The organism is Sphingobacterium spiritivorum ATCC 33861 (assembly GCF_000143765.1).
GTDB lineage: Bacteria > Bacteroidota > Bacteroidia > Sphingobacteriales > Sphingobacteriaceae > Sphingobacterium > Sphingobacterium spiritivorum.
In genome coordinates this window covers 994071-1019525 of record NZ_GL379771.1, presented here as the reverse complement: position 1 = coordinate 1019525, position 25455 = coordinate 994071, and the positions used below count along the sequence as shown (strand labels likewise).

Genomic DNA, 25455 nt, shown 5'->3' with positions numbered 1-25455 from the left:
AACACAATAATCCGTCCTACGGAACGGATTGGAGTTAGCCAATAATTTTTGTGTGTTTCCGAAAAAACACTTCTGCTATTCCTTTACAAAGTAAAGGAACAATCCGCTTTCGGCAATCGGACAAACACTGCCACTGAACGCCAAATGCTACCATAGAGAAATGAAAGGCTGATAAAAATTCGGATAGGGAAAACGACAGTATTGGTATCTGCATATATGAACAGGTATTTACACATATAAATAAGTACATAAACCTGTGTGTACGTTTGTATGCAAATATGCTTTTATAGTTATATGCCTTTACGCTTATATTTAGAGGCGTATCTACGTATGTACGTACATACAGGCACTCGAAGCAAACAGGTTCTCCCTCTTAAAATTATTTTCCAAAAGAAAAAAACAGAAAAAAAAGAAAGCCATTTTAACAAGGCGGACAGGCGGAAAAACCAAAAGGAAACGGAATAAGTCCCGAAAGGTGGCGAAGCCATTATGCCGTAGTCTTTTGGTCGGGCGGTGCGGTGGCTGTCCGCCTTATCTTTGCTACCTTTTTATTCTTTTTTGGGAATGGTTTTAATGCTTTAATAATCGTCTTATAGAAACCAAATGTCCAAATAAAACAATAGGTACTATAAATGTTGGCAACCAACTAAACGGAAAATTTAAAATAGCTATGTTCGGCTGTTCAAAAGCGAATTTCTGTATAGGAGAGGGAGCGGAGAAAAAAGCGTTTACGACAATGTTAATCAGAAGACCAAGACAGATAAAATTCCAAATCAAAATTGTCTTGCGATTAATCTTTTCTTTTACTAACCCAAAGTATGCAACTATTGGTGCGGTTATACCTGCTATAATATCTAAATTTCTTCCCTCGAAAGTCATTAATTCGGGAATAACTTTATTCAGAAAAAGCCAAAACAGTACAACCTCGACAGGTATTCTGACGATATTCAAATAAGTAATGTTTGTCAGGGATAAACTGTCAATAAATCTCTGTCCTTTTTTCATTGAGAACAAAACGGCAATTGCCAAAAGCGTTGGCAAAATCCCAAACAACAATATTTTGGGCGGAAATGAATTTGTATCTGAATTATAAACATTTTTAAGTGTCAAAACGGCTTGGATAATTAGCCATATTATCAAACTGATAATGATTATCGGTGAGTTTTTCCGTGTAGTTGGAGAGGTGGAAGTCTTAATAACCCAAGAGAATAAAAAAAGTGTTGCAACTGTTATCAGCCCGAACGTTAGGGGAATGTATATAGGTAAGTTTTCTAACATCTTAGTCTAATGAAACTGCAAGGTATAAATATTTCCCTTTTGTGATGCTTTCCATAAGACAAGAAATTGTTTGAAATTTTTAGATTATAATACAATATCTGGCAACTGAACGCCAAATGCTACCTCTGACTGCAACATTAGTAGCCCGACTTGCTTACCTGACTAATTTAGTCAGTACAAAACGAGTTAGGCGATGCAGGAGAGAAAAGAAATAGAAAAAATACCTATCGAGGAAGCAATGGAGCTTCTCCGTGAAATCGGTACTGACGTGGAACAGGAAACAGCCGAACTGATTATGGAGTTTTTGTACAACCTCACAATGATAATTATCCGTGAATGCTTTGACACCGAATGATTTATTTTGTAATTTAGCTAATCCCACACAAAGTCAATATCCACTTAAAAATGATTAGCTATGAAAAGAGCCGATTTATATATACGTGTTTCCACCGATGAACAGGCGGATAAGGGATATTCACAACGTGACCAAGAGGAACGCCTGAAAAGATATTGTGCGACCAACAAGATTACTGTCGGACAAGTTATTTACGAAGACCATTCCGCCAAGACCTTTAACCGTCCCGAATGGATAAGGTTACTGAACAGTCTTAAAAAGAGAAGTTCAAAGACTGACCTTATCCTGTTTACCAAATGGGACAGGTTCAGCCGTAATGCCGGCGATGCCTATCAGATGATTAGCACGCTCAACAAACTTGGCATAGAACCACAAGCGGTAGAACAGCCGTTAGACCTTTCCATTCCCGAAAACAAGATGATGCTTGCGATATATTTGTCCGCTCCCGAAGTAGAGAATGACCGCAGAGCATTGAATACGTTCTACGGTATGCGTAGAGCAAGGAAAGAAGGGCGTTTAATGGGTAAAGCTCCTTTCGGATATATCAACAGAAGCAAAGAGGACGGACGAAAATACATTGCTCCGAAAGAACCTGAAGCAACAGCTATGCTTTGGGCTTTCAACGAAATAGCCAAAGGCGTGTTTGCCTGTGACCAAGTACGGCAAAAAATGAATACGTTGCACAAAACAACGATAAGTCGAAGTGCTTTTCACGTAGCTGTCCGTAATCCGCTGTACTACGGTAAGATATTCATTGCCAAATTCAAGGACGAAGAAGCACAATTGGTACAGGGTCAGCACGAATCGCTTATATCCAAAGAACTTTTTGACAGAGTACAACTGATATTGGACGGAAACAAAAGGGTGGAACGTCCCAATACCAAAATACTTTCAGATGAGAACCTGCCCCTGCGTGGTTTCTTGGTATGTCCCGAATGTGGTCGCAACCTAACAGGAAGTGCTTCCAAAGGAAGAACAAGTCGATATTATTACTATCATTGCGTTTCCTCCTGTGGCTTCCGTCAAAAAGCCGAATTAGCCAACGATATTTTTGAAAAGAGTATGCGACAGTTTGCGTTGAATGGTACTTCTCAAATAGTGAAAAGACTGCTTTTGGACAACTACAAGAAATTCGTTAAAAATCCATTTGACGAAAAGAAACAGATTGCACAGGAAATAGATAAACTGAATGCGAGATTATCAGTAGCACGAAACAAACTGCTGTCTGAAATTATTGATGATGAGGAATATCTCGAAATCAAAGATGAGTGTAGGCAACGAATCCAGAGTTTGGAAGAACAGTTGAGTAAAGACGGTTCTGATACCAAGAAAATCAATATAGAAAAGTCTTTGGACAGGGCTTTGAAGTACATAGAAAATATTCCCAAAATGTACAGCGAGGGTGAAATCAGAACAAGGCGAGATATAATCGGTTCGATATTCCCCGAAAAATTAGAGTTTGACGGAAAAACGTATCGAACCACCCGAATGAATGTAATCGCAAACTATATCTTTCAGATAAACAGCAGATTACTCCCAAAAAAGAACAGGACAAACGAAAATCAATTTCATTTGTCCTGTTTAGTAGCCCCAAGCAGAATCGAACTGCTATCTAAAGTTTAGGAAACTTCTATTCTATCCGTTGAACTACAGGGCCATTAGTTATTGAGCGTAGCAAATGTAATATTTCTCTTCTTTCTAAACAATGTCTACGCATAATTTATAACGAAATGAGAATAGTAAAAATCTATGCAATCACAATTAAGATATAGATTTCAACAATTGCTTATTGACAATTGTAATACTTTCATGATGGAATAAGTCGTATCTTTGTAGCATAGAAAAAATTAAAAAACAATATATAATCATGAGCTTTACAGGTAAAAATTTCCCAAGTATTGCAGTAGATGCAATCGATTCATTAGGTGACAATTTAAGTATCAACATTTTTGAAAAAGCAACTCAGGAAGGTAAAAAAGTATTATTGTTCTGGTATCCGAAAGATTTCACTTTCGTATGTCCTACTGAACTTCATGCTTTTCAGGATGCTTTACCAGAATTTGAAAAACGCAACACTATTGTAATCGGTGCTTCTTGTGATTCTAACGAAGTACATTTTGCTTGGTTAAATACAGCAAAAGATAATGGTGGTATCGAAGGCGTTACTTACCCTATCCTGGCTGATACAAACCGTAACTTATCCAGCATTCTGGGTATTCTGGAAATCAAAGAAGTAGAGCACCCTGAATACGGTACTCTTGCTGAAGGATCCGCAGTATCTTACCGTGCTACTTACCTGATTGATGAAACAGGTAAAGTATTCCACGAGTCAGTAAACGATATGCCTTTAGGTCGTAACGTTAAAGAATATATCCGTCTGATCGATGCGTACACACACGTACAACAGCACGGTGAAGTATGCCCGGCAAACTGGGAAGAAGGTAAAGAAGCTATGCACGCAACTCGCACAGGTGTAGCTGAATACTTGTCAAACCTTAACTAAGTCTGGCTAGCTTTAGCGAAGACTAAAAACAAAAAAACAGGGGAAGTGTCTTTATTTCCCCTGTTCTTAACCACTTAAATAATAAAATCATGTTACAGGAATTAGAAAACGATACGCTACAAGAAATTGTGGACAATAATGATATTGTAATGGTACAATACTCAGCTTCATGGTGTGGAAACTGCCGTATCATGAAACCAAAATTCAAAAAGTTAGCTGGTGAGAATGAAAATGTTTCATTTATCATTGTTGACGCTGAGAAGTTTCCGGAGTCAAGAAAATTAGCAAACGTAAATAATCTTCCCACTTTTGCTGCATTCAAAAACGGTAAACTGATCAATCAGGTTCAAACTAATAAATTCGAAGGATTAATAGACTTATTCAATGAAACTACCAGTAATTAAGCATTTAACGGAATTTATCGAGCAAAATGATGTGGACTATGTACTGGAGACCATAGAGACACTGGAAGCACTGACAGAAGTTCCTTCCTTAAAAGATGAAGAACTGGACGTTATCGGAGAATTAATCTCTAATATGTACGGAGCTGTTGAAGTCGACAAATTGATAAAAGAAGGAACTCCTAAAAAAGAAGCACTAAATGTGTTTATGAAAAGAGTCCTTGGGTCTATAGATAAATAATACGCTAAGCATTGATCTAAAAGTAAGTAGATGATAAGGGAGAAGCACTTTTGCAACAACACATGTGCATAACTTCTTTTTTGTGGAAAATTTATTTTTACAGGTGTTCTGTCAATAGAAATAAAAAACACTACATTTACTATAATAAAGGTTACAATACTTAAAGTTGCAAACAACGGAAACCTGTTTAAAACTCAATTATTCGTCGCTAATTGCAGCTTTAGGTCAAAAAAAGATTTTTTAATTGTTGTTAAAAGGGATCTGTAAAATTTACAGATCCCTTTTACTTTTCTGCTACACGGAGTTACAAAATTATTTATCTTTAGTCCTATGATTATAAGGAATATCGCTATTGCTCTTTGCATGATCGCAAACACTCATCTATTATACGCTCAACCTGCACTACCGACACCTTCATCCGAAATCAAGCTCAAACTCGAGAAACTAAGCTCTCTGGGATCTGTACTCTATTTTGCCGCACATCCGGACGATGAAAATACAAGACTTATTGCCTGGCTTGCACAGGAAAAAAAATACAGAACGGCTTATCTGTCACTTACACGTGGTGATGGCGGACAGAATCTGATCGGGACAGAAATTGGCAAAGAACTGGGACTAATCCGTACGCAGGAACTATTAAAAGCCAGATCTATTGACAAAGGTGAACAGTTTTTCAGCACAGCATATGATTTTGGTTTTTCCAAGACCTACGCAGAGACCTTTGATTTTTGGGAGAAAGATGAAGTCCTGAAAGAAGCGGTGTGGATTATCCGTAAGTTTCAGCCGGATGTTATCATTACCCGCTTCCCCCCGGATGAAAGGGGAGGACACGGTCACCATCAGGCTTCAGCTATACTGGCTATAGAAGCTTTTAAAATTGCCGGTGACCCTAAAGTATACCCCGAACAGCTGAAATATGTAAAACCCTGGACAGCCAAAAGGTTACTCTGGAACACCTTTAATTTTGGCGATATAAAGACTACAGCCGATAATCAGTTTAATCTCGAGATCGGAGATTATAATCCACTCATAGGTAAATCATATGGGGAGATCGCATCGGAGAGTCGCTCTTCACACAAAAGTCAGGGCTTTGGTGCTTCCAGACAAAGAGGAAATAGCAGAGAATACTTTGAACTTCTGGGTGGGGAAGCTCCTGAAACAGACTTAATGGATGGTGTAGAAACATCCTGGAAAAGAGTAACAAATAACCCTGCTATACAACAAAAGATCACACAGCTTAATCAAAACTTTAATATCAGTCATCCTGAAGCTTCTGTAACCGGATTGACCGAGCTCTTACAACTGGTACAAAAAGTAGATGATGCTCACTGGAAAACGCAAAAGACCAAAGAAATAAAAGAGCTGATACTGGACTGTGCCGGCATATGGATAGAAAGTTATACCGATCAGCCGAAATTTGTCTTAGGCACAACAATTTCTGTTGCTAACGATGCTATCGTCAGAAGACCGGACGTTAAAGTCGAGCTTTCGGCAATAAACAATACCCCTGTTAATAAATCACTTCCCTATAACAGCATCTTAACCGAAAAAAACAACCAAACAGCGACACCAGTTTCACAACCTTACTGGCTTGAGAAAGAAGGTACACTGGGAAAATTCAATGTGGATGATTTAACTCTTGTCGGCAATCCTGAAAATCCCGATGCCCTGCACAATACTTTTACCCTCAAAATAAACGGGGTGTCAGTCACATTTGATCGTCCGGTATTATTCAAATACACGCATCCGGTAAGAGGAGAGGTATATGAGCCGCTAATCATTAGCCCTGCCGTGACGGCCAACATACAAAGCAGTGCGGTGGTGGCACGTCTCGGCGAGCCGAAAACGGTAGAAATCTTATTTCAGGCGCATACAGATCAACCTCAGACAGCAGAAGTATCATTCGATGTACCAAAGAACTGGACTGTATCTCCGCAAAAACTATCCTTAGATTTTAAAAATAGGGAGACAGAAGTCTCGCAAAAGATAATCTTAACGCCCTTATCAAAAGATGTCCGTTTAGATTCTTTACAGATCAACATCGGCAATAAGGCAGCCCTTTCTTATCATTCTATTGCATACGACCATATTCCGAAGATTACCTGGTTTCCGCCGGCAAAAGTCCGTCTTACCGGACTGGATATTAATATTCCTCAGAAAAAAGTCGGCTATATTGAAGGTGCCGGAGATCTGGTAGCTTCCAGCCTGAAAGATATCGGCATCTCAGTTACTCCACTGCGGGAGTCCGAGATCTTCAATGACCAGTTGCAGGACTATGATGCGATAATAGTAGGTATAAGGGCTTTCAACGTGAATAACAGAATATCTGCGTTAATGCCGCATCTTTTAAAATATGTGCGATCAGGAGGAACTCTGGTAGAGCAATATAACGTGAATAGTGGTCTGAAATCCAAAACATTTGGTCCATACCCGTTTCAGATCACACGAGACCGTGTGACTGATGAAAATGCAACGGTACAGTTTGACAAAGAAAGTCCGGTATTACAGACACCAAATAAGATCACAGCCGCAGACTTCGACGGATGGATTCAGGAGAGGGGATTATACTTTGCGTCACAGATAGATAGCAAATATGCGACTCCACTTGTGATGAATGATAAAAATGAATCCCCGAATAACGGATCTCTTTTGGTTGTTAATGAAGGAAAAGGTAAATTTGTATATACATCCTTGTCTTTTTTTAGACAATTGCCTGCCGGAGTACCGGGAGCTTACAGATTATTTGTAAATTTGCTATCAAAACAATCACAATAAATTAAAAATGGAAAACCACATCGAAAATACAGAAGAAACGGCATTAAATGTTCCTGGATTGATTATTCTAATTGGGGTAATTTTTGGCGCACTGACTGTTCTTGCCTGGAATCTATCCATTCTTGGTGCGATCGGTGGAGCAATCGGAGGCTTTATTTTTGCAGTCATTTTTATCAGTTTTCTTCTAAAAGGAAAGCCACATGACAGATAGGGGTTTACCCCCTTTTGTGCGTAGCTGGAGACAGTTTTATATTTTAGTTGTTCTCTGGCTAGCGCTTTTTATTCTGTTTCTTTACGGATTTACTCTGTATTTCTCATGAGTGCGATCGACTGGACCGTACTCTTTCTAACCCTTCTGCTCATTATCTGCTACGGCATATACAAAAGCAGAGGCATACGCAATATAGACGGCTACCTGCTGGGCAACCGCTCTATGCCCTGGTATAACGTGGGGCTATCTGTAATGGCGACTCAAGCCAGTGCAATCACTTTCCTTTCAGCTCCGGGCCTAGCTTACTCCTCCGGAATGAGCTTTGTACAATTCTACTTTGGGTTACCACTCGCAATGATTGTACTCTGTATCACCTTTGTCCCGATCTTTCATCGTTTACGTGTATTTACAGCATACGAATTTCTGGAGAAAAGATTCGACATCAAGACACGTGCCCTTACAGCCATTCTATTTTTGATACAACGTGGTATATCTACGGGTATTACCATCTTTGCACCTTCTATTATTCTATCGACCATTCTTCATGTAGATGTTACCTATACGACACTGTTTATTGGTAGTCTGGTCGTCCTTTACACAGTATATGGCGGAACCAAAGCCGTCTCGTATACACAGGCACTCCAGATGAGTATTATCTTTGGCGGGCTTCTGGTTGCCGGTTTTATGGTTGTGCATTTATTACCCGAAGATATTGGTTTTAGTAAAGCCCTGCATATTGCCGGAAAATCAGGAAAAACAAATGCCATTGATTTTACATTTGACCCCAACAATCAATATACGGTATGGACAGGGCTGATCGGTGGTTTTTTTCTTCAGTTGTCTTATTTCGGGACAGATCAAAGTCAGGTGGGGCGTTATCTCACCAGCTCATCTATCCGGGATAGCCGATTGGGACTTTTGATGAACGGATTACTGAAAGTTCCGATGCAGTTTGCCATTCTGTTGATCGGTGTACTTGTATTTGCTTACTATCAATATCATACTCCTCCGGTATTTTTCAATCAGCAAGAAATTCAGAAGTTACAGGGCAGTACGTATAAAGATGAATACAAGGCTCTTGAACAACAACACGTACAACTGTACGCAGAGAAACAGGCGGTCATCAATGAGTTGACAACAGCACTGGACAAAAACGATGACAAAGCAATAGAAGGTGCCCGCCTGAAGCTTGAACAATCAAATAAACAGGTACAGGGTGTCAGGGATAATGTGATTGCGCTGATCAAAAAGAATGACGGTAAAGCGGAAGTGAACGATAACAACTATGTATTTTTATCCTTTATAACTACCACATTCCCTAAAGGTCTTATCGGATTGCTGGTGGCGATTATATTCCTGGCTTCTATGGGTGCAACGGCCAGTGCGATCAATTCTCTGGCATCTACGACTATCGTGGATATCTATAAGCGATTTATGAACAAAGACGCCTCTGATCAGGGTTATCTCAATGCATCCAGACTCATTACATTTGCCTGGGGCATATTTACCATACTCATCGCGCTCTATGCCAGTCAGCTTGGCAATTTACTGGAAGCAGTCAATATACTCGGATCCCTGTTCTATGGAACAATATTAGGTATTTTTATAGTGGCTTTCTATGTGAAACGAATAGGAGGAAGGGCGGTCTTCTGGGCAGCAGTGATATCGGAAATCATTATTGTAGCCATATGGAAAATGGATGTTGTCGCTTTCCTTTGGCTCAACCTTATTGGTTGCGCACTTGTCGTTATCGTAGGGCTTATTCTGCAGCAAATATTACCCCGAAAAACGGAGAATTTAGCCGGCTAAAAACTGCAACAGGGTTACTCAACAATCAGTAAAGTCTCCAACAATAAGAAAATCCGGCAAATCTACAGCCGAATTATAAATGTATTTCATACCGGCTTCCTGAAGGTAATGCTTTTTACCTGGGCTTAATATTTAAGGTACAGATTATACAACACACTCTTGTCATACAGGGTAAGCTCCGGTCTGAGGTCATTCACAATAAACTTTCGTTTGAATGCTATGATAGCTGCAGACAGGTTACGGGTATCGTATCCGATTATTTTAAGCGCATCTACAGGGTTGAAATTCTCAGGAGGGGTCATGAGCGTGCGTTCATCATACCAGATCCCAAATCCCCGTTCAGCTAGCTTCTTCCACGGAAAAAATATACTTGGATCATTTTTGCGGGTAGGAGCAATATCTCCATGACCGATAAAGTTGGCTGCAGGGATATCGTAATTTGTCTTTAGCGTATCCAGTAAGGTTAGCAAGGCATTGATCTGTACCTCGGAGAATGGCTCTCTGCCATTATTATCCAGTTCAATTCCCAAAGACACCGAATTCATATCTGTAACGGATCCCCATTTGCTTGCTCCTGCATGCCATCCTCTTAGATAATCATTAAGCAATTGGTAAACCTCACCTTTCTTTCCGATCAGATAATGTGCACTCACTTTGGTATGTTCCAGGGTAAATGTACGCAGCGTCTGTTTGAGGCTATCCTGAGCAGTATGATGAATAATAACATAATTGGGTTTACGGATATCAAAATGAATTGCCCCCACCCAATCCAGGTCTTTACGCATTCCTTTTTGCTGCAGATTGGCGACCTTATCCACAGCCTTTACTTCCGGAACAGAGCTGTCTGCCGTTTCTTTTGCTCCGCTTGGTTGCGGAAGCTCAGCAGTCAGTGTAGATGCAATTTCTTTGACCTGATTCTGGTACTGTTTATTTGTCTTGGCATATTGATTGGTCTTACAAGCTGAAAATCCTATCACCACCACTAAAACTCCAAAAACGGCTTGTATGCCTGCTTTCATTACCTCGGCAAATTAAATGTAAGACCTAAAGCCAGAGATTCTGAAAACTGCAGTTTCGCTTTCGGGTTTTCAGGAGTAACATCATCGCTGTCATACAGCATTATCCCGTTTAAATTAACATTCACTAATCGTGTAATCTTAGCTGTCAGCCATACATCTAATCGATGACTGGGATCACCGATTTTCTCATAATTTGCAAACAGGTTGTAACGACTCTTCAGATTAAGATTCTTCGACAGATTCTTATCCAGATTTGCTGTTATCTGAAAGGCGAGATCATTTTTAAAGGTTTTTCCGGCCTTAACACCATATTTCTCCTGATCCTTAGTGATTGTTTGTCCGGGATACTTAATGGCGTATTGTTCTATTGTCAGCGGTTTGATACGATCGTCCAAAACAAAAGTCTGACGGGCAGTACCTGTACCAAGACGTACGGAAAAAGTATTATCAGGTTTATACTCCAAACCGAAAGATTCGGTAACATAACCCGGAGCCATAAATGCTGAAACAGTTTCTTTTATCCGCTCTACTCCATCTTTGGTCTCATACGTATAACCTACATCAAATTGGGATTCAAAAGTTAAGGAAGTAAAGAGTGACCAGCTTTTCGATAATTTATAAGACAGTTTGTTATCCCAGAAAATACGGTCATTGTTCTTTTTAGCCATTTGATCCTTATTCTTCACTTTACCATATCGCAGATCCACCTCCGTAATAAAGTTAAAATCATCCTTATTAAATTCAGATTTATGCCAGGCGTTTAGCCCCAGAGCTAATGAATTGACCCCCCCGCCTTTCCAGCTATCACTGAATGCAGCCTGATTCGCATTAACCCCAAACCGGCTCCAATGTTTCCAATAGTCCACTTCCAGCGCTAGTTTAGGAATAGGAACATTGATTGGTTTTATATTCAACTTTTGCTTATCCTGATTATTTGTAATAGAGTCCGGTTTTGCCCGAAGATCTTTTAAATCAACCTGAGCATGGGCTGTTTTGAAAAGCAGGCCCATCAATAGAAGAAAAGCGTAGTTTTTTATTTTCATAATAGCTGTTTTGTTAAACAATTATTTATAGGGTGTTATATCTAATGTTATGTCCGGCAACAAAGGTAAGCGTTTTAATGCAGGATTGCTTATATACTGTTCATAACTTGACTGAATATAGGATGTCATCTGATATTCAGTTGCCGAAATTACAAAAAAATATGATGGCCGGTACTGTGTCATAAAATCCTTCAACCGTTCATCCTTAAGACCTGTAACCTTTACAACCAATGCCTCTGTAAATTTGTAATCGATCATATTCTCTTTATAATCGTTTTCAATGAGGCGTGTCAATCGCTTTGCATTCTTTACTTCTTTGCTGAAAAGGCTGTAAATCGCATTGATACTTACACCCGCTCCGGTAGGTCCTACTGAAAATACACTGCCCGGATCAGCCAGACGATACGCCTTATTATAATTTTCCCGTTCCTGTTGCAGAATCTCTTCAGGTGTCTTCCTGCCTTTGACAGTGACCTCCTGCAGATAAATTGTAGCCCTCTTCAGATAGAACAGGATCACCGGACTGTCTTCTACCTTTACCGTATCTCCGTGGAATCCCTTAGAGGACGCTATAAGTATATCTCCTTTTTTGGCTTTGATCTGAAATTCTCCTTTGGAATTATTAAAAACCTCGCCTCCGCCGGATACATTCCTGATATTCACCTTCGCAATCCTTTGCTTGGTGTCCATATCAAAAACTATTCCTTCTATTTGTTTTTGCGCAAAAAGAGGGTTGATTTTCCCGAGAAATAAAATAAAAAATAGAATATAAAGGCGCGTTCTCACAAAGTAAAACTACATTATCGAACGCTAATTGTGAAATATTTAACAACTTTTCACTGTTTGTGAATTATTTTGAAATCACAAGCAATTGTCCTATAGAAACATCATCTGCAGTCAATCCATTGAGCTGTTTTATCTGTTCTACAGACACATTATACATTTTACTGAGTGCATATAATGTCTCCTTGGCTTTGACTTCGTGAATACGCATAGCCACCGGACTTTTTATCTGTTCAGGTACCACAGCAGCGGGCTCCTGTACAATACGTTGTTCTATTACTTTGTCTACCACTTCTTCACGTTTTTCTTTTTCTACATAAGTTTCCGAACGGTCGTAGCGATACAGTTCATACCTTTCGATCATATCGATCAGGAGTTCGGCATACCGAGGATTGGTGGCATAACCGGCAGATTTCAGCCCTCTTGCCCAACCTTTATAGTCGTCCTTATCGAGCAGGAAAAGTTTCTCGTATCGTTTTCTTAATAAAAATTGAGAGTGATCTTTAAAGGATTGATCCGGATTGTCATATACGCGGAAACAGTCATTTTCATTATCGTCCGGACGGTTGACACTTCTGCCGTTCCATACACCACCACACTTGATACCAAAGTGATTATTTGCCTCTCTGGCAAGATAGCTGTTTCCGCTTCCGGATTCGAGTAGTGCCTGCGCTAATTTTATACTGGCCGGAATGCCGTATTTGTTCATTTCAGAAATTGCGACACTTTTATAACGTTCTATATAGCTCAAACCCGACATACTGGTCGCTCCTTTGGCGGAGGACGTCTGGCTGCCCTGATTTCCCTTTGAAACAGAGGTTCCATTTTTGCCCTGTAAAACGGTGTGCCTTTTACTCGAACATGATGATGCAACCAGCATAATCATGATGGACAAATAGAAAATCTTTTTCATTGAATAATATAGAGTTTTGCCTTGTTATAAAATGCAATAATACTGAAAAAAAAGCTTATCTCAATTTTGAGGATGTTCCTTGTGAAACATCAGCATCTAATCTGTTGGCAATACGGGATTTATTCTCTGAAACCGGAGTATCCAGTTCGTCCAATCCGTATCTTTTGATCATACCCAACACCTGAGATTTCCAGCTTTTACTGTGTGAATATCCTGATCTTGCGATTCCGTTTATCCATTGCAGATAGTCATCTGAGTCGTATTTGTCAAAAAGTTTTTGAGTGGATGTTCTTCGTTTCAATAAGGCAACGAAGTCATGATATGAATCTAAAATAGAAGAATAGCCTTTGTAGGATGACCTGATGGTCTTGCTATTGTTCTTGCCTTTAATTCCGAAATGATTATTCAGGTTTTTGGCCACTTTGCTATTTCCATTTGCACTTTCATGCATAGCAATAGCTAAAATAACGGAGGCGGGAACACCCTGTTCGCGGCTCAGACGTTGTGCGATCTGCTTGTGCTCTTCGACATAAGATGTCGGAGAAAATTTCTGTGCAAAAGTAGTTATACTTAAAAAACACAAAAACAACACAAGAAGAACCTTCTTAAAGTTTTTTTCTTGCATAATAAATCATTTAGTCCACAAATCACTTTTTGCGTAACACAAAAAGCCCATCCCGAATAGGTAGAATTAATTTGTCTACCCGTTGATCCTTTGCTAACTGCTCGTTCAACCCGAGAATTTGTTTCGTTTGATTGTCCGGATCCTCCTGCAACACTTTTCCCTTCCATAAAACATTGTCGATCATAATAAGTCCACCGGACGGAACCCGATCAACGAGTAATTCATAATACTGAAGATTTCTCTTTTTATCAGCATCTATAAATATCAGGTCAAAATCTCCTGATATCTCATTTATCACTTCAAGTGCGTCCCCGATATGATACCGGATCTGCTCCTTATATAATGATTGATCAAAATATCCCTGCACACGTTCTTCCTGCTCTGCATTGATATCAATCGTATGGATCTCCCCATCTTTGCTAAGCCCTTCGGCCAGACAAAGAGTCGCATATCCTGTAAATGTACCGATCTCCAAAATGCGTCCCGGTCTTGCCATTTTACTCAAAAAAGAGAGTACTCTTCCCTGATAATGACCGGACAACATATGAGGCATAGTCTCCCGTAAATAGGTCTCTCTGTTGATCCTTTTTAGTAACGCAGATTCAGCGTCACAAGTATGTTCTAAGTACGTATTTAACAGTTCTTCTGACTGATACATGGATGCAAATGTAAATAAGGCTTTTGTAAATACAAAAACAAAAAATCATATTTCACTAAAAATCAAGACATTACATTATTTTGTTCGTCACAAAGTAAAGTAATGTCCGGATTTAGGAATTCTTAATAAAAGCGTGGATTTCTTTGATTAAACCAGACTGGCGGTAATTAATCTCAAAAATTCGGACCGTGTCACATCGTTTTGAAATGCACCGGTAAATGCGGATGTCGTTGTAACAGAATTTTGTTTCTGCACACCGCGCATAGCCATACACATATGCTTACATTCCATCACTACAGCTACACCTTGTGCACCAAGTGTCTCCTGAATACAATCCCGGATTTCATTGGTAAGACGCTCCTGTACCTGCAGGCGTCTTGCAAAGATATCCACTACTCTGGGTATTTTACTCAGACCCACTATATGTCCGTTAGGGATATAAGCGACATGTGCCTTTCCAAAGAAAGGAAGCATATGATGTTCACAAAGGGAGTATACCTCTATATCCTTTACTACAACCATCTGACTGTAGTCTTCCTCAAACATAGCACCTTTCAATACAGCTGCCGGATCCAGATCATATCCATGTGTCAGAAACTTCAATGCTTTGGCCACACGTTCAGGGGTCTTTAAAAGTCCCTCTCGTGCGGGATCTTCGCCCAGAGCCTGCAGGATATCGGTATAATGAGTAGCTATTCTATCAACGTGCAATGGATTATACTTGTCGATTTTAACATAGCCATCCATCTCTTCATGATCTAAACTTGAAGGGTTGCTCATGATCAAATTTTATTTTAAGATTTAATTGCCGAAATATTCGACATAGTTGTTTTCTGTTTCTACTAATTTCACACTATGCAGGATCACATTATGCTCCTCAAAAAGAGGATTCAATACGTTAAAGATCTCAATAGCCATGTATTCCGTGGAAGCCAATTTGCCTTTCATAAAGTCTACATCAAGGTTCACATTGCGGTGATCCAGTTTTTCGATAATATGATGCAATATGATTTCCTTCATTTTTTTTAAATCGATCAGAAAACCAGTCTCCGGATTTACCTCTCCCTTGACTGTCACAAACAACTCATAGTTGTGTCCGTGCCAATTGGGATTGCTACATTTTCCAAAGACATTTTCATTCTGCTCTGATGACCAGTCCTCTCGGTAAAGTTTGTGCGCAGCACTGAAACGCTCGCGTCGAGTAATAAAAATCATAATGCTGCAAAGATACTGCTTTACGGTTAGATTTGAGTAAATATTAGTATTATTGTAGGACAACGCTTGCTCGTATGAAGACACTTATTGTTGCCGCTACATCCTTTGAAATTCAACCCTTTCTGGAAAAAAAGCAGGATAATCCTGCCTGTGAAACCTTAATCACCGGAGTAGGCATGACCAATACGGCCTATCAACTCGGGAAACATCTGGCTAACAATCACTATAACCTCATTATTAATGCCGGAATAGCAGGATCTTTTGACAAAAATCTGATGATAGGAGAGGTGTTGGAGATCACAGAAGATCGTTTTGCAGAGTTAGGCGCTGAAGACGGAGCGACATTTCTTCCCATAGAAAGGCTTGGCTTTGGCCAATCTGTTTATTTTTCTACCACACCTCCCGACTGGAAGATCCGGCTTGATTCCTATAAAAAATGTACCGCGATTACAGTCAATAAAGTACATGGTCATGAACAGACGATTGAAGATGTCAAAAGACTATTCCCTTCTGTCTCTTTAGAATCTATGGAAGGAGCGGCCGTATTCATGGCTGCCGCGGAAGAAAACATTCCTGTGATTCAGCTTCGCAGCATTTCAAACTATGTGGAAAGACGTAACAGAGAGACCTGGAATATTCCGTTGGCAATCAAAAATTTAAACGCGCAACTTTTAGATCTTTTATCGAGATAGGTTTTATTTCCTCCTAATATTGCCATATCAGTCTCCTTTTTTTATCAAAAATGAGGCAAAGTCATATAATTTTGACAGCCGGAACCTTCAAAATATCAATAAATAATAGTAGTTTTGCGTATTAGAATTTGACACTATTTACAACTGATGAGAGAAATACAATTCAGAGAAGCACTTCGCGAAGCCTTAAGCGAAGAAATGCGTAAAGACGAAAAAATATTTTTAATGGGCGAGGAAGTTGCAGAATACAACGGAGCCTATAAAGTAAGTCAAGGTATGCTTGACGAATTCGGACCAAAACGCGTTATAGATACTCCAATCGCAGAGCTTGGTTTTGCCGGAATCGGTGTTGGAGCAGCCATGAACGGTCTTAAGCCTATTGTTGAATTTATGACATTCAACTTTTCACTGGTAGCAATTGACCAGGTGATCAACGCTGCAGCCAAAATTCACTCTATGAGTGGCGGTCAGTTTTCCATTCCTATTGTATTCCGTGGCCCGACAGGTAATGCCGGTCAGTTAGGTGCACAGCACTCTCAGAACTTTGAGAACTGGTATGCTAATACACCAGGATTGAAAGTTGTCGTTCCATCTAACCCTTATGATGCAAAAGGTCTTTTGAAATCTGCTATCATTGATCCGGATCCTGTTATTTTCATGGAATCTGAGGTAATGTACGGCGATAAAGGTCCTGTTCCTGAGGAAGAATACTATCTGGAAATCGGCAAAGCGAATGTTGTAAAAGAAGGTACTGATGTAACTGTTGTATCATTCGGTAAAATGATTCCTCGTGTTGTTCTTCCGGCTATCGAAGAATTGACAAAAGAAGGTGTAAATGTTGAATTGATCGACTTACGTTCTGTACGTCCTATCGACTATGCAACCATCGTTGAATCTGTTAAGAAAACAAACCGTTTGGTTATTGTTGAAGAAGCATGGCCTCTGGCCTCTATCTCTTCAGAGATAACATACAAAGTACAACGTGATGCTTTCGATTACTTAGACGCTCCTGTAACTCGTGTTACAGCGGCAGATGTACCTCTTCCATATGCACCTACATTAGTAGAAGCAGCTTTACCAAGTGTAGCTAAAGTGGTAAAAGCAGTAAAGGAAGTAGCTTACTTAAAGAAATAAGTTATCTTATTATAAATTCAGGAAAGCCTCTCAGTGATGAGGGGCTTTCTTTTTGACCACTTACTTAAATTCCTTTTATGAAAAAACACGCATTAAGCCTCCTTATCTTATTAGGTCTGGCATTGACCACTCAGGCACAGCAAGCCGTGACTTTAAAAATCAAACCATCCCTTAACAAACCTTCAGTGGTCAAAATGGATGTGAAGACAGATGTGGACGGACCACAAAGTGTATTAATGAATATGACCATGAAAATGGAAATGACCCCTAAAAGTATAGAAGGGGAAAAAATTACTATCGAAACACTTACCAAAACCATAAAAGCTGAAATCAATGCAGATATGATGACGCTTAATTATGATTCGGAAAAAGAATCTACAGACGAAATGGGAAAAATGCTGAGTGAACAGTTTGCACCCATACTTGGCAAAACAATCACGACAGTAATGACAAATTCAGGAAAAGTCCTGGATGTATCTTTTCCGACAGAACTGGGACAAGGAATAGATAAAAACTCTTTTAATAATATGGCAACAGCCCTGCCGGATCACCCTGTAAAGCCCGGAGATACATGGGATAGTGAAATAGAAAAAGGAGAGTTGGTTCCGAAGATCACAACGAAATCCACATTTAAAGAAATATCGGATAGCGGCTACGTTATTGATATCGCAGGAAATGTATTCGGAGATGATGACTCGCAGATAGGTACTATAACCGGAAACTATATCTTAGATAAAACAACTAATCTGACCAAAAGCTATATCCTGACAACAAGGCTTGAAGTTCAGGGAACAAAAGTGACTACGGAAGTCACGATGAATACCTTATAAAAAAACAAGGGACGTAACCGAATGGTTAGGCCTTTGTTTTTTATAAGCAAATGCCTTACGCATTGATTTCTTCTTTATATTGATCTGCAGACAATAACGCATCTACATCAGCAGGATTGCTCAATTTGACACGAATAATCCAACCTTCACCATATGCATCTGAGTTAACCAATTCAGGAGAAGCATCGATTGCTTCATTTACTGCTAATACAGTTGCAGTAACGGGCATAAACAGATCTGAAACTGTTTTTACAGCTTCTACTGTACCGAAAACTTCATTTGCAGGTACTTCCTCGCCTACTGTGTTGATATCTACAAATACGATATCGCCTAATTCGCGTTGTGCAAAGTCTGTAATACCAATTACGGCTTCATCTCCTTCAACACGAACCCATTCATGATCTTTCGTGTATTTTAATTCTGCTGGAAAATTCATAATCTTAATTTTTTCTCAAAAATAGAATTATAACATGACATTACAAAATATTAAAGATGCCCTTTATATATGATTAAAGTTGTATTTTTAGAATATGAATGCACAGATTGAAAAGTTGTATGCTCTTGCTCAAAAGCAGGAGCGGATGATTATAGGCTTAATGTCGGGAACATCACTGGACGGATTGGATATCGCGCTATGTAAGATCTCCGGATCAGGGAACAATACGCGTCTGGAACTTGTCGATTTTGAGACTATGGATTATGAACCTCAATTCCGGACGTATGTAAGGGAAGTGTTTTCAAAGCGTACAATTGATCTGCAAACCTTATCTGGTGTGAATGCCTATGTCGGTATCGTGCACGCTAAGCTTATCAATCAGGCTCTGCAGCAATGGCAGATGGATGCCTCTCAGGTGGATATTATTGCCAGTCACGGGCAAACAGTATATCACGCGCCTCAAAGTCTGACTCATGACACGCACCTTCCGAATAGCACACTGCAGGTAGGCGACGGAGATCATATTGCTGTAATAACCGGAATTATTACACTTTCTGATTTCAGACAAAAGCATATTGCGGCGGGTGGAGAAGGCGCTCCTTTGGCTGCCTACGGAGATTTCCTGCTGTTCACAGATAAGATTGAAAACAGAATATTACTTAATATCGGAGGCATTTCGAATTTCACTTTTCTACCTCATAAAGACAGTCCGTATGAAGCGTATGCTACGGATCTGGGGCCGGGAAATACCATGATGAATCAATATATGAAGGAACATTTTGATGAAGAAATGGATAGAGATGCACATGTGGCCCGTTCCGGAAAACCTGATCAGAAGTTATTGGCAGAATTAAGTAAAGAACCTTTTCTCCTCCTGGATTTCCCAAAAACAACAGGGCCGGAACTTTTTAATCTTCAGTACTTACAACATTTGCAGGAATTGTCTGGCACGACAGCCCTCTCTCATGAGGATGTGATGGCTACGCTATGTCATTTCTCTGCTGACACGATTGTCGCAGCGATTCTAAAACAGTGCACGGATCTTCAGCATGTTGCAGTATATATCAGCGGGGGCGGACTGCATAACCCCTTACTCGTAGAATTGATAAAAGACGGATTGCCCGATTATAAAATAACATCTTTTGAAGAGCTGGGTCTTAATCCGGATGCAAAAGAAGCGTGTCTGTTTGCGTTGCTGGCAAACGAGACACTTGTTGGAAAACCTGATCATGTCAATCAGATCAAAGATTCACCAGCTGTTTGCATGGGAAAAATAAGCCTTCCGGCTTAATCGTTGTCGATGGCCTGATGTATATAGGCTTTAAAGGCAAACATGCTATGTGCGGCTTCAATTACCTTGTCCAGCGCATCGGAAGCCATCAGCTCTTTATCTGAAAACTTACGATAGAGAATAAAACTCTTTAATTTAAGGATTTCTATCTCCGGATGCGAAGCATCATATCCCGCAGGAGGTCTTACCAGCTTATCTTCTGCGGACAGATCTGATGCCTTCCACTGATGATCTTGCAGTGCTTTATAGAACCCTTCAGCATTATAATCGATTTCCTGACGGATAGCATCCAGATGTTCTTTATTTGGCCTCCAGTACCCCACTCCCAAAAAAGACTTACCCGGTTCTATATGCAGATAATATTCCGGACCATCCAGCTTACGTCCGTCAACAGATATACCGGCACTGAACCAGGTCTTGTAAGGTGTCTTATCATTCGAAAAACGGGTGTCCCGATAGATTCTGAACAAACATTTGCTCTCTGAAATATCCGTGTGAATATGAGGATCGAAAGCAGATAATGCATCAATAATACCACGGATAAAAGCTTTTACATTAGCCAGAGAAGCCTCATACAGCCCCCTGTTCTCCTGAAACCATTCCCGATTATTATTTGGACGCAGTGCTTCCAAAAAAGAAAAGGTTTGTTTTTCAATCTTAGCCATAACGAAAATAGAGTTTATACTAATAACAAAAATATATAGACTAACGGAGCTGCGATAAGCACACCGTCAAACCGATCCAGAAAACCACCATGTCCGGGCATGATCTTACCTGAATCTTTTACGTCAAGACTTCTCTTAAGCATGGATTCGACCAAATCTCCCAATGTCCCGAAAACACCAATTGTCAGCGCCACAACGACCCATTGCCATTTCTCAATAGACCCGAAATACTGCTCCAGATTGAGCGCAACAACTACAGCCAGAAGCACTCCTCCGATAAATCCTTCCCAGGTCTTGTTCGGAGAAATCCGTTCGAAAAGTTTTCGCTTTCCAAAACTTCTCCCCGCCAAATAAGCTCCGGTATCATTAGACCACTGAAGAATCAGATATCCCAGGGGGATATAAAAATTGAATTTTCCGCGTACAAAAGCCAGACCTATCAGTGTCAGAAACGGAACAACCGTGTATACAATTCCGGTGATGGTATAGGATATATCGTGAAACGGAAATTTACGGTTTTGGTATAAAGCCGCAATATAGATCCATAACAGAAAGGGGACCACCAGCAGAATAATCCGAAAGGACCAAAATTCCAGATAAGCTCCTCCGCCTGTAACCATCAAAACCAGCCCCGTCAGCAATCCGATAGGCTTATCTGGCTTGATATCATCAGAGGTCACCAGCTTATAAAATTCTTGAAGACTTGCTACACCCAGTAATGCAAAGAAAGCCACAAATACCTCTTTACCTAACAGATGAGAACCTACAAGGATAATAATAAAGAAAACACCTGTAATAGCTCTTGTCTTCATGATTAGTTTTCTTCCGGATTAAGTTCATCAATCAATGCATTTGCCTTATCAACATCATTGACATTGACATAAAGCTCTATCTTACCAAACAGATAAGAAGAGTCTTGCTTATTAAGCACAACAGCATTAACCTCATTTTCTAAAAGCATCTGCTTTACAATTTCACTCTGAATCGCATTTGTATACGTCTTGATCTTTATCCAGTCTTTTTCCATCGTTAACCTTTCTTGAATAATTGTATAATATAAATAACAATACCATTGTTGCCGCTATACTCCCGATATAAATATACCATGGATAAGTTTCAGCAGTATTCATCTCCTCAAAAGTTTTCCCTTCTCTGGAATAGTAAAAGCCAAAAATTGTAGCGGTAGCATTGTTGATAAAATGTCCGAATATAGGGACCCAGATATTATTACTCCAGATCAGAAGATACCCGAAAAATGCGCCTAAAAGCATTCTTGGGAAAAATCCATAAAACTGAACGTGTATGGCACTAAAAATTATGGCCGTTACCCAGATCGCTAGGTGCTGATTTTTGAAAAGACGAAAAAAACTAGTTTGGATTACCCCTCGGAAAAACAATTCTTCACAAATCCCTGGTAATACCGCCAGAATGATAAGATTAATAATCAAGCCCCACCACGACGTTTTCATAACGATGCCGGACATCATGGAGGCCGCACTATCTTCCTGTTCGCGCATCCAGGATTCGATGCCTTTCAGGCTGTCCGGCAGAACCATCTTTGCATTCCATTCTGCAATCTGACTCATCAAAGGGATAAAAGCAATCATCGTGAGCAGCACCAGTACGAGATAGGTGAGGCGCCCCCGCCTCTGTACAGGAAAGTAGTTTATCTGACGTTGTTCAGCTTGTAAAAGAAAATAAGCAGGTAATCCAAATGTAGAAATACTACTTACGGCTAATAACAAATTGCTAAAAACCGGATTACTCATGATGGACGCCCCTGATTTGAGTACGTCAAAACTACCGGAATAAACAGCAAATATAAACATGACTATTCCCTGCAGCGTCAGACTGCAAGCCAGGCTAATAATAATCAATAATAGCATAGATACGACCGGCGTATTAATAGGCTTTGTAAATAGCATTTGTTATTGTAAAAATAATAATGATACTGTATTCTCTTAATCTCAAAAATTTGTTAAAGATAGGCAATATCAGTAGTTTGCACGTTCAATTTTACAAATACTGCGGATTTTTCCCGCAAACACCTAATTCTTATGGAAAATAGAAGAGATTTTATTAAAAAGGCCGCATTATTAACGGGTTCCTTTGGTCTTTTCAATAGCCTGCCGGGATCTATTCAGGCAGCACTAGCTATTGAGCCGGCTCCCGGATCAACATTCTATGACGCGGAGCATATTGTACTACTGATGCAGGAAAACAGATCTTTTGATCACAGCTTTGGCACATTAAAAGGTGTGCGTGGATTTAATGATCCAAGAGCAATCCAATTGCCCAATAAAAATCTGGTCTGGTTACAGCAAAACAAAGAAGGTAAAACTTATGCTCCGTTCCGCCTGGATCTGCAAAATTCGAACGCTGCCTGGACAAGAGATCTTCCACATTCCTGGGAAAACCAATCTGCAGCTCGTAATAAAGGAAAACATGATAACTGGCTGGAAGCCAAACGTTCAGGAGTAAAAGAACAAAGAGATATTCCTCTGACGCTGGGTTACTATTCCAGAGCAGATATTCCGTTTTACTATGCATTTGCAGATGCATTTACGATTTGTGATCAGCATTTCTGTTCTTCTATAACCGGAACGACTACCAACCGTCACTTCTTCTGGACAGGCAAATGTGTCCCTGAAAAGGGAGAAAAGCCTCTTGTACGTAATTCCGACATCTATTTTAATCAACTTGCACACTGGAAAACCTTTCCTGAACGACTGGAGGAAAATAATATCAGCTGGAGAGTCTATCAAAATGAGGTCAGCATACAAAATGCCCTGGAAGGAGAACGTGAACCCTGGTTAGGTAATTTTACAGACAATAATCTGGAGTGGTTTGCGCAGTACAATATCCGGTTCAAGAAAAGCCATACCGATTTTTTAAAAGTGCGTGTAACACAGTTACCTGCAGAAATTGCGGATTTAGAAACTCAGATAAAAAACACAAAGCCTGCTGATAGCCAAAAATTGCAGAAAAACTTAAAGAACAAAATTCAGCAACTGGAAAGCTATCAGTCAGCATTAAAAACATACAGTGCCGAAAACTTCGCTGCGTTAAGCAATTTTGATAAAGCACTTGTAACCAAAGCGTTCCAGACAAACGAAGGAGATCCGCACTATCATGAAATCGAAACGGTCTCTATGGATGACCAGGGAACATCAAAAGATATCACGGTTCCCAAAGGTGATGTATTATATCAGTTCAGAGAAGATGTCAAATCCGGAAAGCTGCCGACCGTTTCCTGGCTGGTTGCCCCACAAAACTTTTCAGATCATCCGAGCGCACCGATGTACGGTGCCTGGTATGTTTCAGAAGTGCTGAATATATTGACTCAAAATCCGGAAATCTGGAAAAAAACTATTTTTATCCTTAACTACGATGAAAATGATGGTTATTTTGACCATATCCCTCCCTTTGTTGCTCCTAATCCAAATGATCCGGCCTCCGGTCGAACCTCTCCTGATCTGGACTACAGTGATGAATATGTAACACGTGCACAGGAGATTGCAGCAGGTGTATCCGAGCAGAGTGCAACAGAAGGGCCAGTAGGGTTGGGATATCGTGTTCCGCTTGTCATTGCTTCACCGTGGTCCAAGGGAGGCTGGGTAAATTCCGAAGTATGCGATATTACCTCTACCATTCAGTTTATGGAAACATTCCTGAATAAAAAATACAATAAGCAAATCTTCGAAAGTAATATAAGCTCCTGGAGAAGAGGGATTACCGGCGATCTGACCTCCGCCTTCCGTCCTCAAACTAACAAGAATACCTCTTCACCGGATTTCCTTGACCGTAATGAACAAATACTGAGAATAGATAAAAGTAAATCGCTGGACTATCCTAAAAATCACCATGCGCTGTCTTCTTCAGAAATAGAAACCGCAAACAGATCTCCGGCTACAAGTCCGTTTTTGCCTAAACAAGAGTCCGGTATAAAAGAATCCTCCGCATTAGCATATGAGTTGTACGTAGATGCTGATATGTCTGCGTCTAAAATAAAACTCCGTTTTAATGCCGGAAAAAATATCTTCAGGGACAAAGCATTAGGTTCACCTTTCAATGTTTATTCCGGATCTTCATATAAAGACGGTGTAAGCTACTGGCCTTTTGCCACTTCAGCAGGAAATCAGGTGGATTTTGAATGGAATCTGGCAGACTTCAAAGACCTCTATGACTTACGGGTATATGGTCCTAACGGATTTCTACGAACCTTCAAAGGCGATCAAAGCTCAGCACGATTAACCGTAACCTGTGAATATGAATTAGATAAGAAAGGTATTCCTACCGGAAATATCAACCTCAGGATTAAAAATACTGACCCGGATAAAACGCTTCCTGTAATCGTATCTGCACAGATCTATCAACAGCTTCAGGAGAAAATAAGCTTGAAGCCCAATCAGGAAAAAATCATTCCTATCAATGGTAAAAAATCGTTTAACTGGTATGAGGTAAAGGTTTTATTAGCGGATAATCCAAATTTTGAACGCGGTTTTGCCGGAAGAGCCGAGACAGGGACTTCCTCGATGACAGACCCTCAAATGGGACGTGTTATTTAATTATAAGGGG

27 protein-coding genes and 1 tRNA gene are annotated in these 25455 nt (G+C 40.0%); 13 read left to right on the top strand and 15 right to left on the bottom strand.

The window, feature by feature from the left end; translation table 11 throughout:
• Positions 1 to 570: 570 nt before the first annotated feature.
• Entirely contained in the window at positions 571 to 1278 is a 708-nt protein-coding gene (locus HMPREF0766_RS14445) for a hypothetical protein (RefSeq protein ID WP_002998577.1), read from the bottom strand.
• 193 nt (positions 1279 to 1471) lie between these two features.
• Between HMPREF0766_RS14445 and HMPREF0766_RS22405 the strand changes: the two genes are divergently transcribed.
• A complete protein-coding gene (locus tag HMPREF0766_RS22405; RefSeq protein ID WP_002998575.1) occupies positions 1472 to 1633 on the top strand; it encodes a hypothetical protein in 162 nt (53 codons plus the stop codon).
• A gap of 60 nt (positions 1634 to 1693) precedes the next feature.
• The gene (locus HMPREF0766_RS22125) at positions 1694 to 3256 is read left to right on the top strand and encodes a recombinase family protein (RefSeq protein WP_081454856.1); all 1563 of its coding nucleotides are present in this window, start codon (positions 1694 to 1696) and stop codon (positions 3254 to 3256) included.
• Here HMPREF0766_RS22125 and HMPREF0766_RS14440 read toward each other — a convergent pair.
• Positions 3219 to 3290 (bottom strand) — tRNA-Arg (locus HMPREF0766_RS14440). The genes HMPREF0766_RS22125 and HMPREF0766_RS14440 overlap by 38 nt on opposite strands.
• A 210-nt stretch (positions 3291 to 3500) precedes the next feature.
• Between HMPREF0766_RS14440 and HMPREF0766_RS14435 the strand changes: the two genes are divergently transcribed.
• The 6 genes from HMPREF0766_RS14435 (at position 3501) to HMPREF0766_RS14410 (ending at position 9573) form a co-directional block, all read left to right on the top strand.
• Complete coding sequence (locus HMPREF0766_RS14435; protein ID WP_002998573.1) at positions 3501 to 4136, top strand: peroxiredoxin; 636 nt, start codon at positions 3501 to 3503, stop codon at positions 4134 to 4136.
• An 89-nt stretch (positions 4137 to 4225) separates the two neighbouring features.
• A complete protein-coding gene (locus tag HMPREF0766_RS14430) occupies positions 4226 to 4540 on the top strand; it encodes a thioredoxin family protein (RefSeq protein WP_002998571.1) in 315 nt (104 codons plus the stop codon).
• Positions 4521 to 4778: a DUF6952 family protein gene (locus HMPREF0766_RS14425; RefSeq protein ID WP_002998569.1), complete on the top strand. Its 258-nt coding sequence runs from the start codon at positions 4521 to 4523 to the stop codon at positions 4776 to 4778. The genes HMPREF0766_RS14430 and HMPREF0766_RS14425 overlap by 20 nt, the downstream gene beginning before the upstream one ends.
• 330 nt (positions 4779 to 5108) lie before the next feature.
• The gene (locus HMPREF0766_RS14420) at positions 5109 to 7553 is read left to right on the top strand and encodes a PIG-L family deacetylase (RefSeq protein ID WP_002998567.1); all 2445 of its coding nucleotides are present in this window, start codon (positions 5109 to 5111) and stop codon (positions 7551 to 7553) included.
• 7 nt (positions 7554 to 7560) lie between these two features.
• Positions 7561 to 7764, top strand: a complete 204-nt coding sequence (locus HMPREF0766_RS14415) for a hypothetical protein (protein ID WP_002998565.1) — start codon at positions 7561 to 7563, stop codon at positions 7762 to 7764.
• 105 nt (positions 7765 to 7869) lie between these two features.
• Positions 7870 to 9573, top strand: coding sequence for a sodium:solute symporter family protein (locus HMPREF0766_RS14410; RefSeq protein ID WP_002998562.1), 1704 nt, complete (start codon positions 7870 to 7872; stop codon positions 9571 to 9573).
• 125 nt (positions 9574 to 9698) lie between these two features.
• Here the strand turns inward: HMPREF0766_RS14410 and HMPREF0766_RS14405 are convergent, their stop codons facing one another.
• The 8 genes from HMPREF0766_RS14405 to HMPREF0766_RS14370 all read right to left on the bottom strand — a co-directional run bounded on the left by HMPREF0766_RS14405 (position 9699) and on the right by HMPREF0766_RS14370 (position 15829).
• Positions 9699 to 10592, bottom strand: coding sequence for an N-acetylmuramoyl-L-alanine amidase (locus tag HMPREF0766_RS14405; RefSeq protein ID WP_002998560.1), 894 nt, complete (start codon positions 10590 to 10592; stop codon positions 9699 to 9701).
• The gene (locus HMPREF0766_RS14400; RefSeq protein WP_236590615.1) at positions 10592 to 11635 is read right to left on the bottom strand and encodes a DUF3078 domain-containing protein; all 1044 of its coding nucleotides are present in this window, start codon (positions 11633 to 11635) and stop codon (positions 10592 to 10594) included. Before HMPREF0766_RS14400 ends, HMPREF0766_RS14405 begins: the two co-directional genes overlap by 1 nt.
• 21 nt (positions 11636 to 11656) lie before the next feature.
• Positions 11657 to 12325 (bottom strand): hypothetical protein, encoded by a 669-nt coding sequence (locus HMPREF0766_RS14395; RefSeq protein WP_236590616.1) that lies wholly within the window; start codon positions 12323 to 12325, stop codon positions 11657 to 11659.
• A gap of 160 nt (positions 12326 to 12485) precedes the next feature.
• Positions 12486 to 13331 carry a glucosaminidase domain-containing protein gene (locus tag HMPREF0766_RS14390; protein WP_002998556.1) on the bottom strand — a complete coding sequence of 282 codons (846 nt, stop codon included), beginning with the start codon at positions 13329 to 13331 and terminating at the stop codon, positions 12486 to 12488.
• Between the two features lie 55 nt (positions 13332 to 13386).
• Positions 13387 to 13956, bottom strand: coding sequence for a glucosaminidase domain-containing protein (locus tag HMPREF0766_RS14385; protein ID WP_002998555.1), 570 nt, complete (start codon positions 13954 to 13956; stop codon positions 13387 to 13389).
• A 22-nt stretch (positions 13957 to 13978) separates the two neighbouring features.
• Positions 13979 to 14614, bottom strand: a complete 636-nt coding sequence (locus HMPREF0766_RS14380) for an O-methyltransferase (RefSeq protein WP_002998553.1) — start codon at positions 14612 to 14614, stop codon at positions 13979 to 13981.
• A 147-nt stretch (positions 14615 to 14761) separates the two neighbouring features.
• Positions 14762 to 15394: a GTP cyclohydrolase I FolE gene (gene folE / locus HMPREF0766_RS14375; RefSeq protein WP_002998551.1), complete on the bottom strand. Its 633-nt coding sequence runs from the start codon at positions 15392 to 15394 to the stop codon at positions 14762 to 14764.
• A 21-nt stretch (positions 15395 to 15415) separates the two neighbouring features.
• A complete protein-coding gene (locus HMPREF0766_RS14370) occupies positions 15416 to 15829 on the bottom strand; it encodes a 6-pyruvoyl trahydropterin synthase family protein (protein ID WP_002998549.1) in 414 nt (137 codons plus the stop codon).
• A gap of 74 nt (positions 15830 to 15903) precedes the next feature.
• Here HMPREF0766_RS14370 and mqnB point away from each other — a divergent pair, with 74 nt between their 5' ends.
• The 3 genes from mqnB to HMPREF0766_RS14355 all read left to right on the top strand — a co-directional run bounded on the left by mqnB (position 15904) and on the right by HMPREF0766_RS14355 (position 18485).
• Positions 15904 to 16521, top strand: coding sequence for a futalosine hydrolase (gene mqnB, locus HMPREF0766_RS14365; RefSeq protein ID WP_002998547.1), 618 nt, complete (start codon positions 15904 to 15906; stop codon positions 16519 to 16521).
• Between the two features lie 147 nt (positions 16522 to 16668).
• Entirely contained in the window at positions 16669 to 17655 is a 987-nt protein-coding gene (locus HMPREF0766_RS14360) for a pyruvate dehydrogenase complex E1 component subunit beta (protein WP_002998545.1), read from the top strand.
• A 77-nt stretch (positions 17656 to 17732) separates the two neighbouring features.
• Entirely contained in the window at positions 17733 to 18485 is a 753-nt protein-coding gene (locus HMPREF0766_RS14355) for a DUF6263 family protein (protein ID WP_002998543.1), read from the top strand.
• A 55-nt stretch (positions 18486 to 18540) separates the two neighbouring features.
• Here HMPREF0766_RS14355 and gcvH read toward each other — a convergent pair whose 3' ends face one another.
• On the bottom strand, positions 18541 to 18921 hold the full coding sequence (gene gcvH, locus HMPREF0766_RS14350; protein WP_002998541.1) for a glycine cleavage system protein GcvH: 381 nt from the start codon (positions 18919 to 18921) through the stop codon (positions 18541 to 18543).
• 94 nt (positions 18922 to 19015) lie between these two features.
• On the opposite strand from gcvH, the gene HMPREF0766_RS14345 reads away from it, so the two are divergent.
• Positions 19016 to 20212, top strand: coding sequence for an anhydro-N-acetylmuramic acid kinase (locus tag HMPREF0766_RS14345; protein ID WP_002998539.1), 1197 nt, complete (start codon positions 19016 to 19018; stop codon positions 20210 to 20212).
• On the opposite strand, the gene HMPREF0766_RS14340 is transcribed toward HMPREF0766_RS14345, so the two are convergent.
• Genes HMPREF0766_RS14340 through HMPREF0766_RS14325 form a run of 4 tightly spaced genes read right to left on the bottom strand, consistent with a single transcriptional unit; the run spans position 20209 to position 22802 of the window.
• Entirely contained in the window at positions 20209 to 20877 is a 669-nt protein-coding gene (locus tag HMPREF0766_RS14340; protein WP_002998537.1) for a DUF2461 domain-containing protein, read from the bottom strand. The two genes, HMPREF0766_RS14345 and HMPREF0766_RS14340, sit on opposite strands and share 4 nt — an antisense overlap.
• Before the next feature lie 14 nt (positions 20878 to 20891).
• Positions 20892 to 21689: a phosphatidate cytidylyltransferase gene (locus HMPREF0766_RS14335; RefSeq protein WP_002998535.1), complete on the bottom strand. Its 798-nt coding sequence runs from the start codon at positions 21687 to 21689 to the stop codon at positions 20892 to 20894.
• A gap of 2 nt (positions 21690 to 21691) precedes the next feature.
• Complete coding sequence (locus tag HMPREF0766_RS14330; RefSeq protein WP_002998534.1) at positions 21692 to 21838, bottom strand: DUF2007 domain-containing protein; 147 nt, start codon at positions 21836 to 21838, stop codon at positions 21692 to 21694.
• A 13-nt stretch (positions 21839 to 21851) separates the two neighbouring features.
• Positions 21852 to 22802 (bottom strand): CPBP family intramembrane glutamic endopeptidase, encoded by a 951-nt coding sequence (locus HMPREF0766_RS14325; RefSeq protein ID WP_002998532.1) that lies wholly within the window; start codon positions 22800 to 22802, stop codon positions 21852 to 21854.
• Between the two features lie 132 nt (positions 22803 to 22934).
• Here HMPREF0766_RS14325 and HMPREF0766_RS14320 point away from each other — a divergent pair, with 132 nt between their 5' ends.
• Complete coding sequence (locus HMPREF0766_RS14320; protein ID WP_002998530.1) at positions 22935 to 25445, top strand: phosphocholine-specific phospholipase C; 2511 nt, start codon at positions 22935 to 22937, stop codon at positions 25443 to 25445.
• Positions 25446 to 25455: the final 10 nt, after the last annotated feature.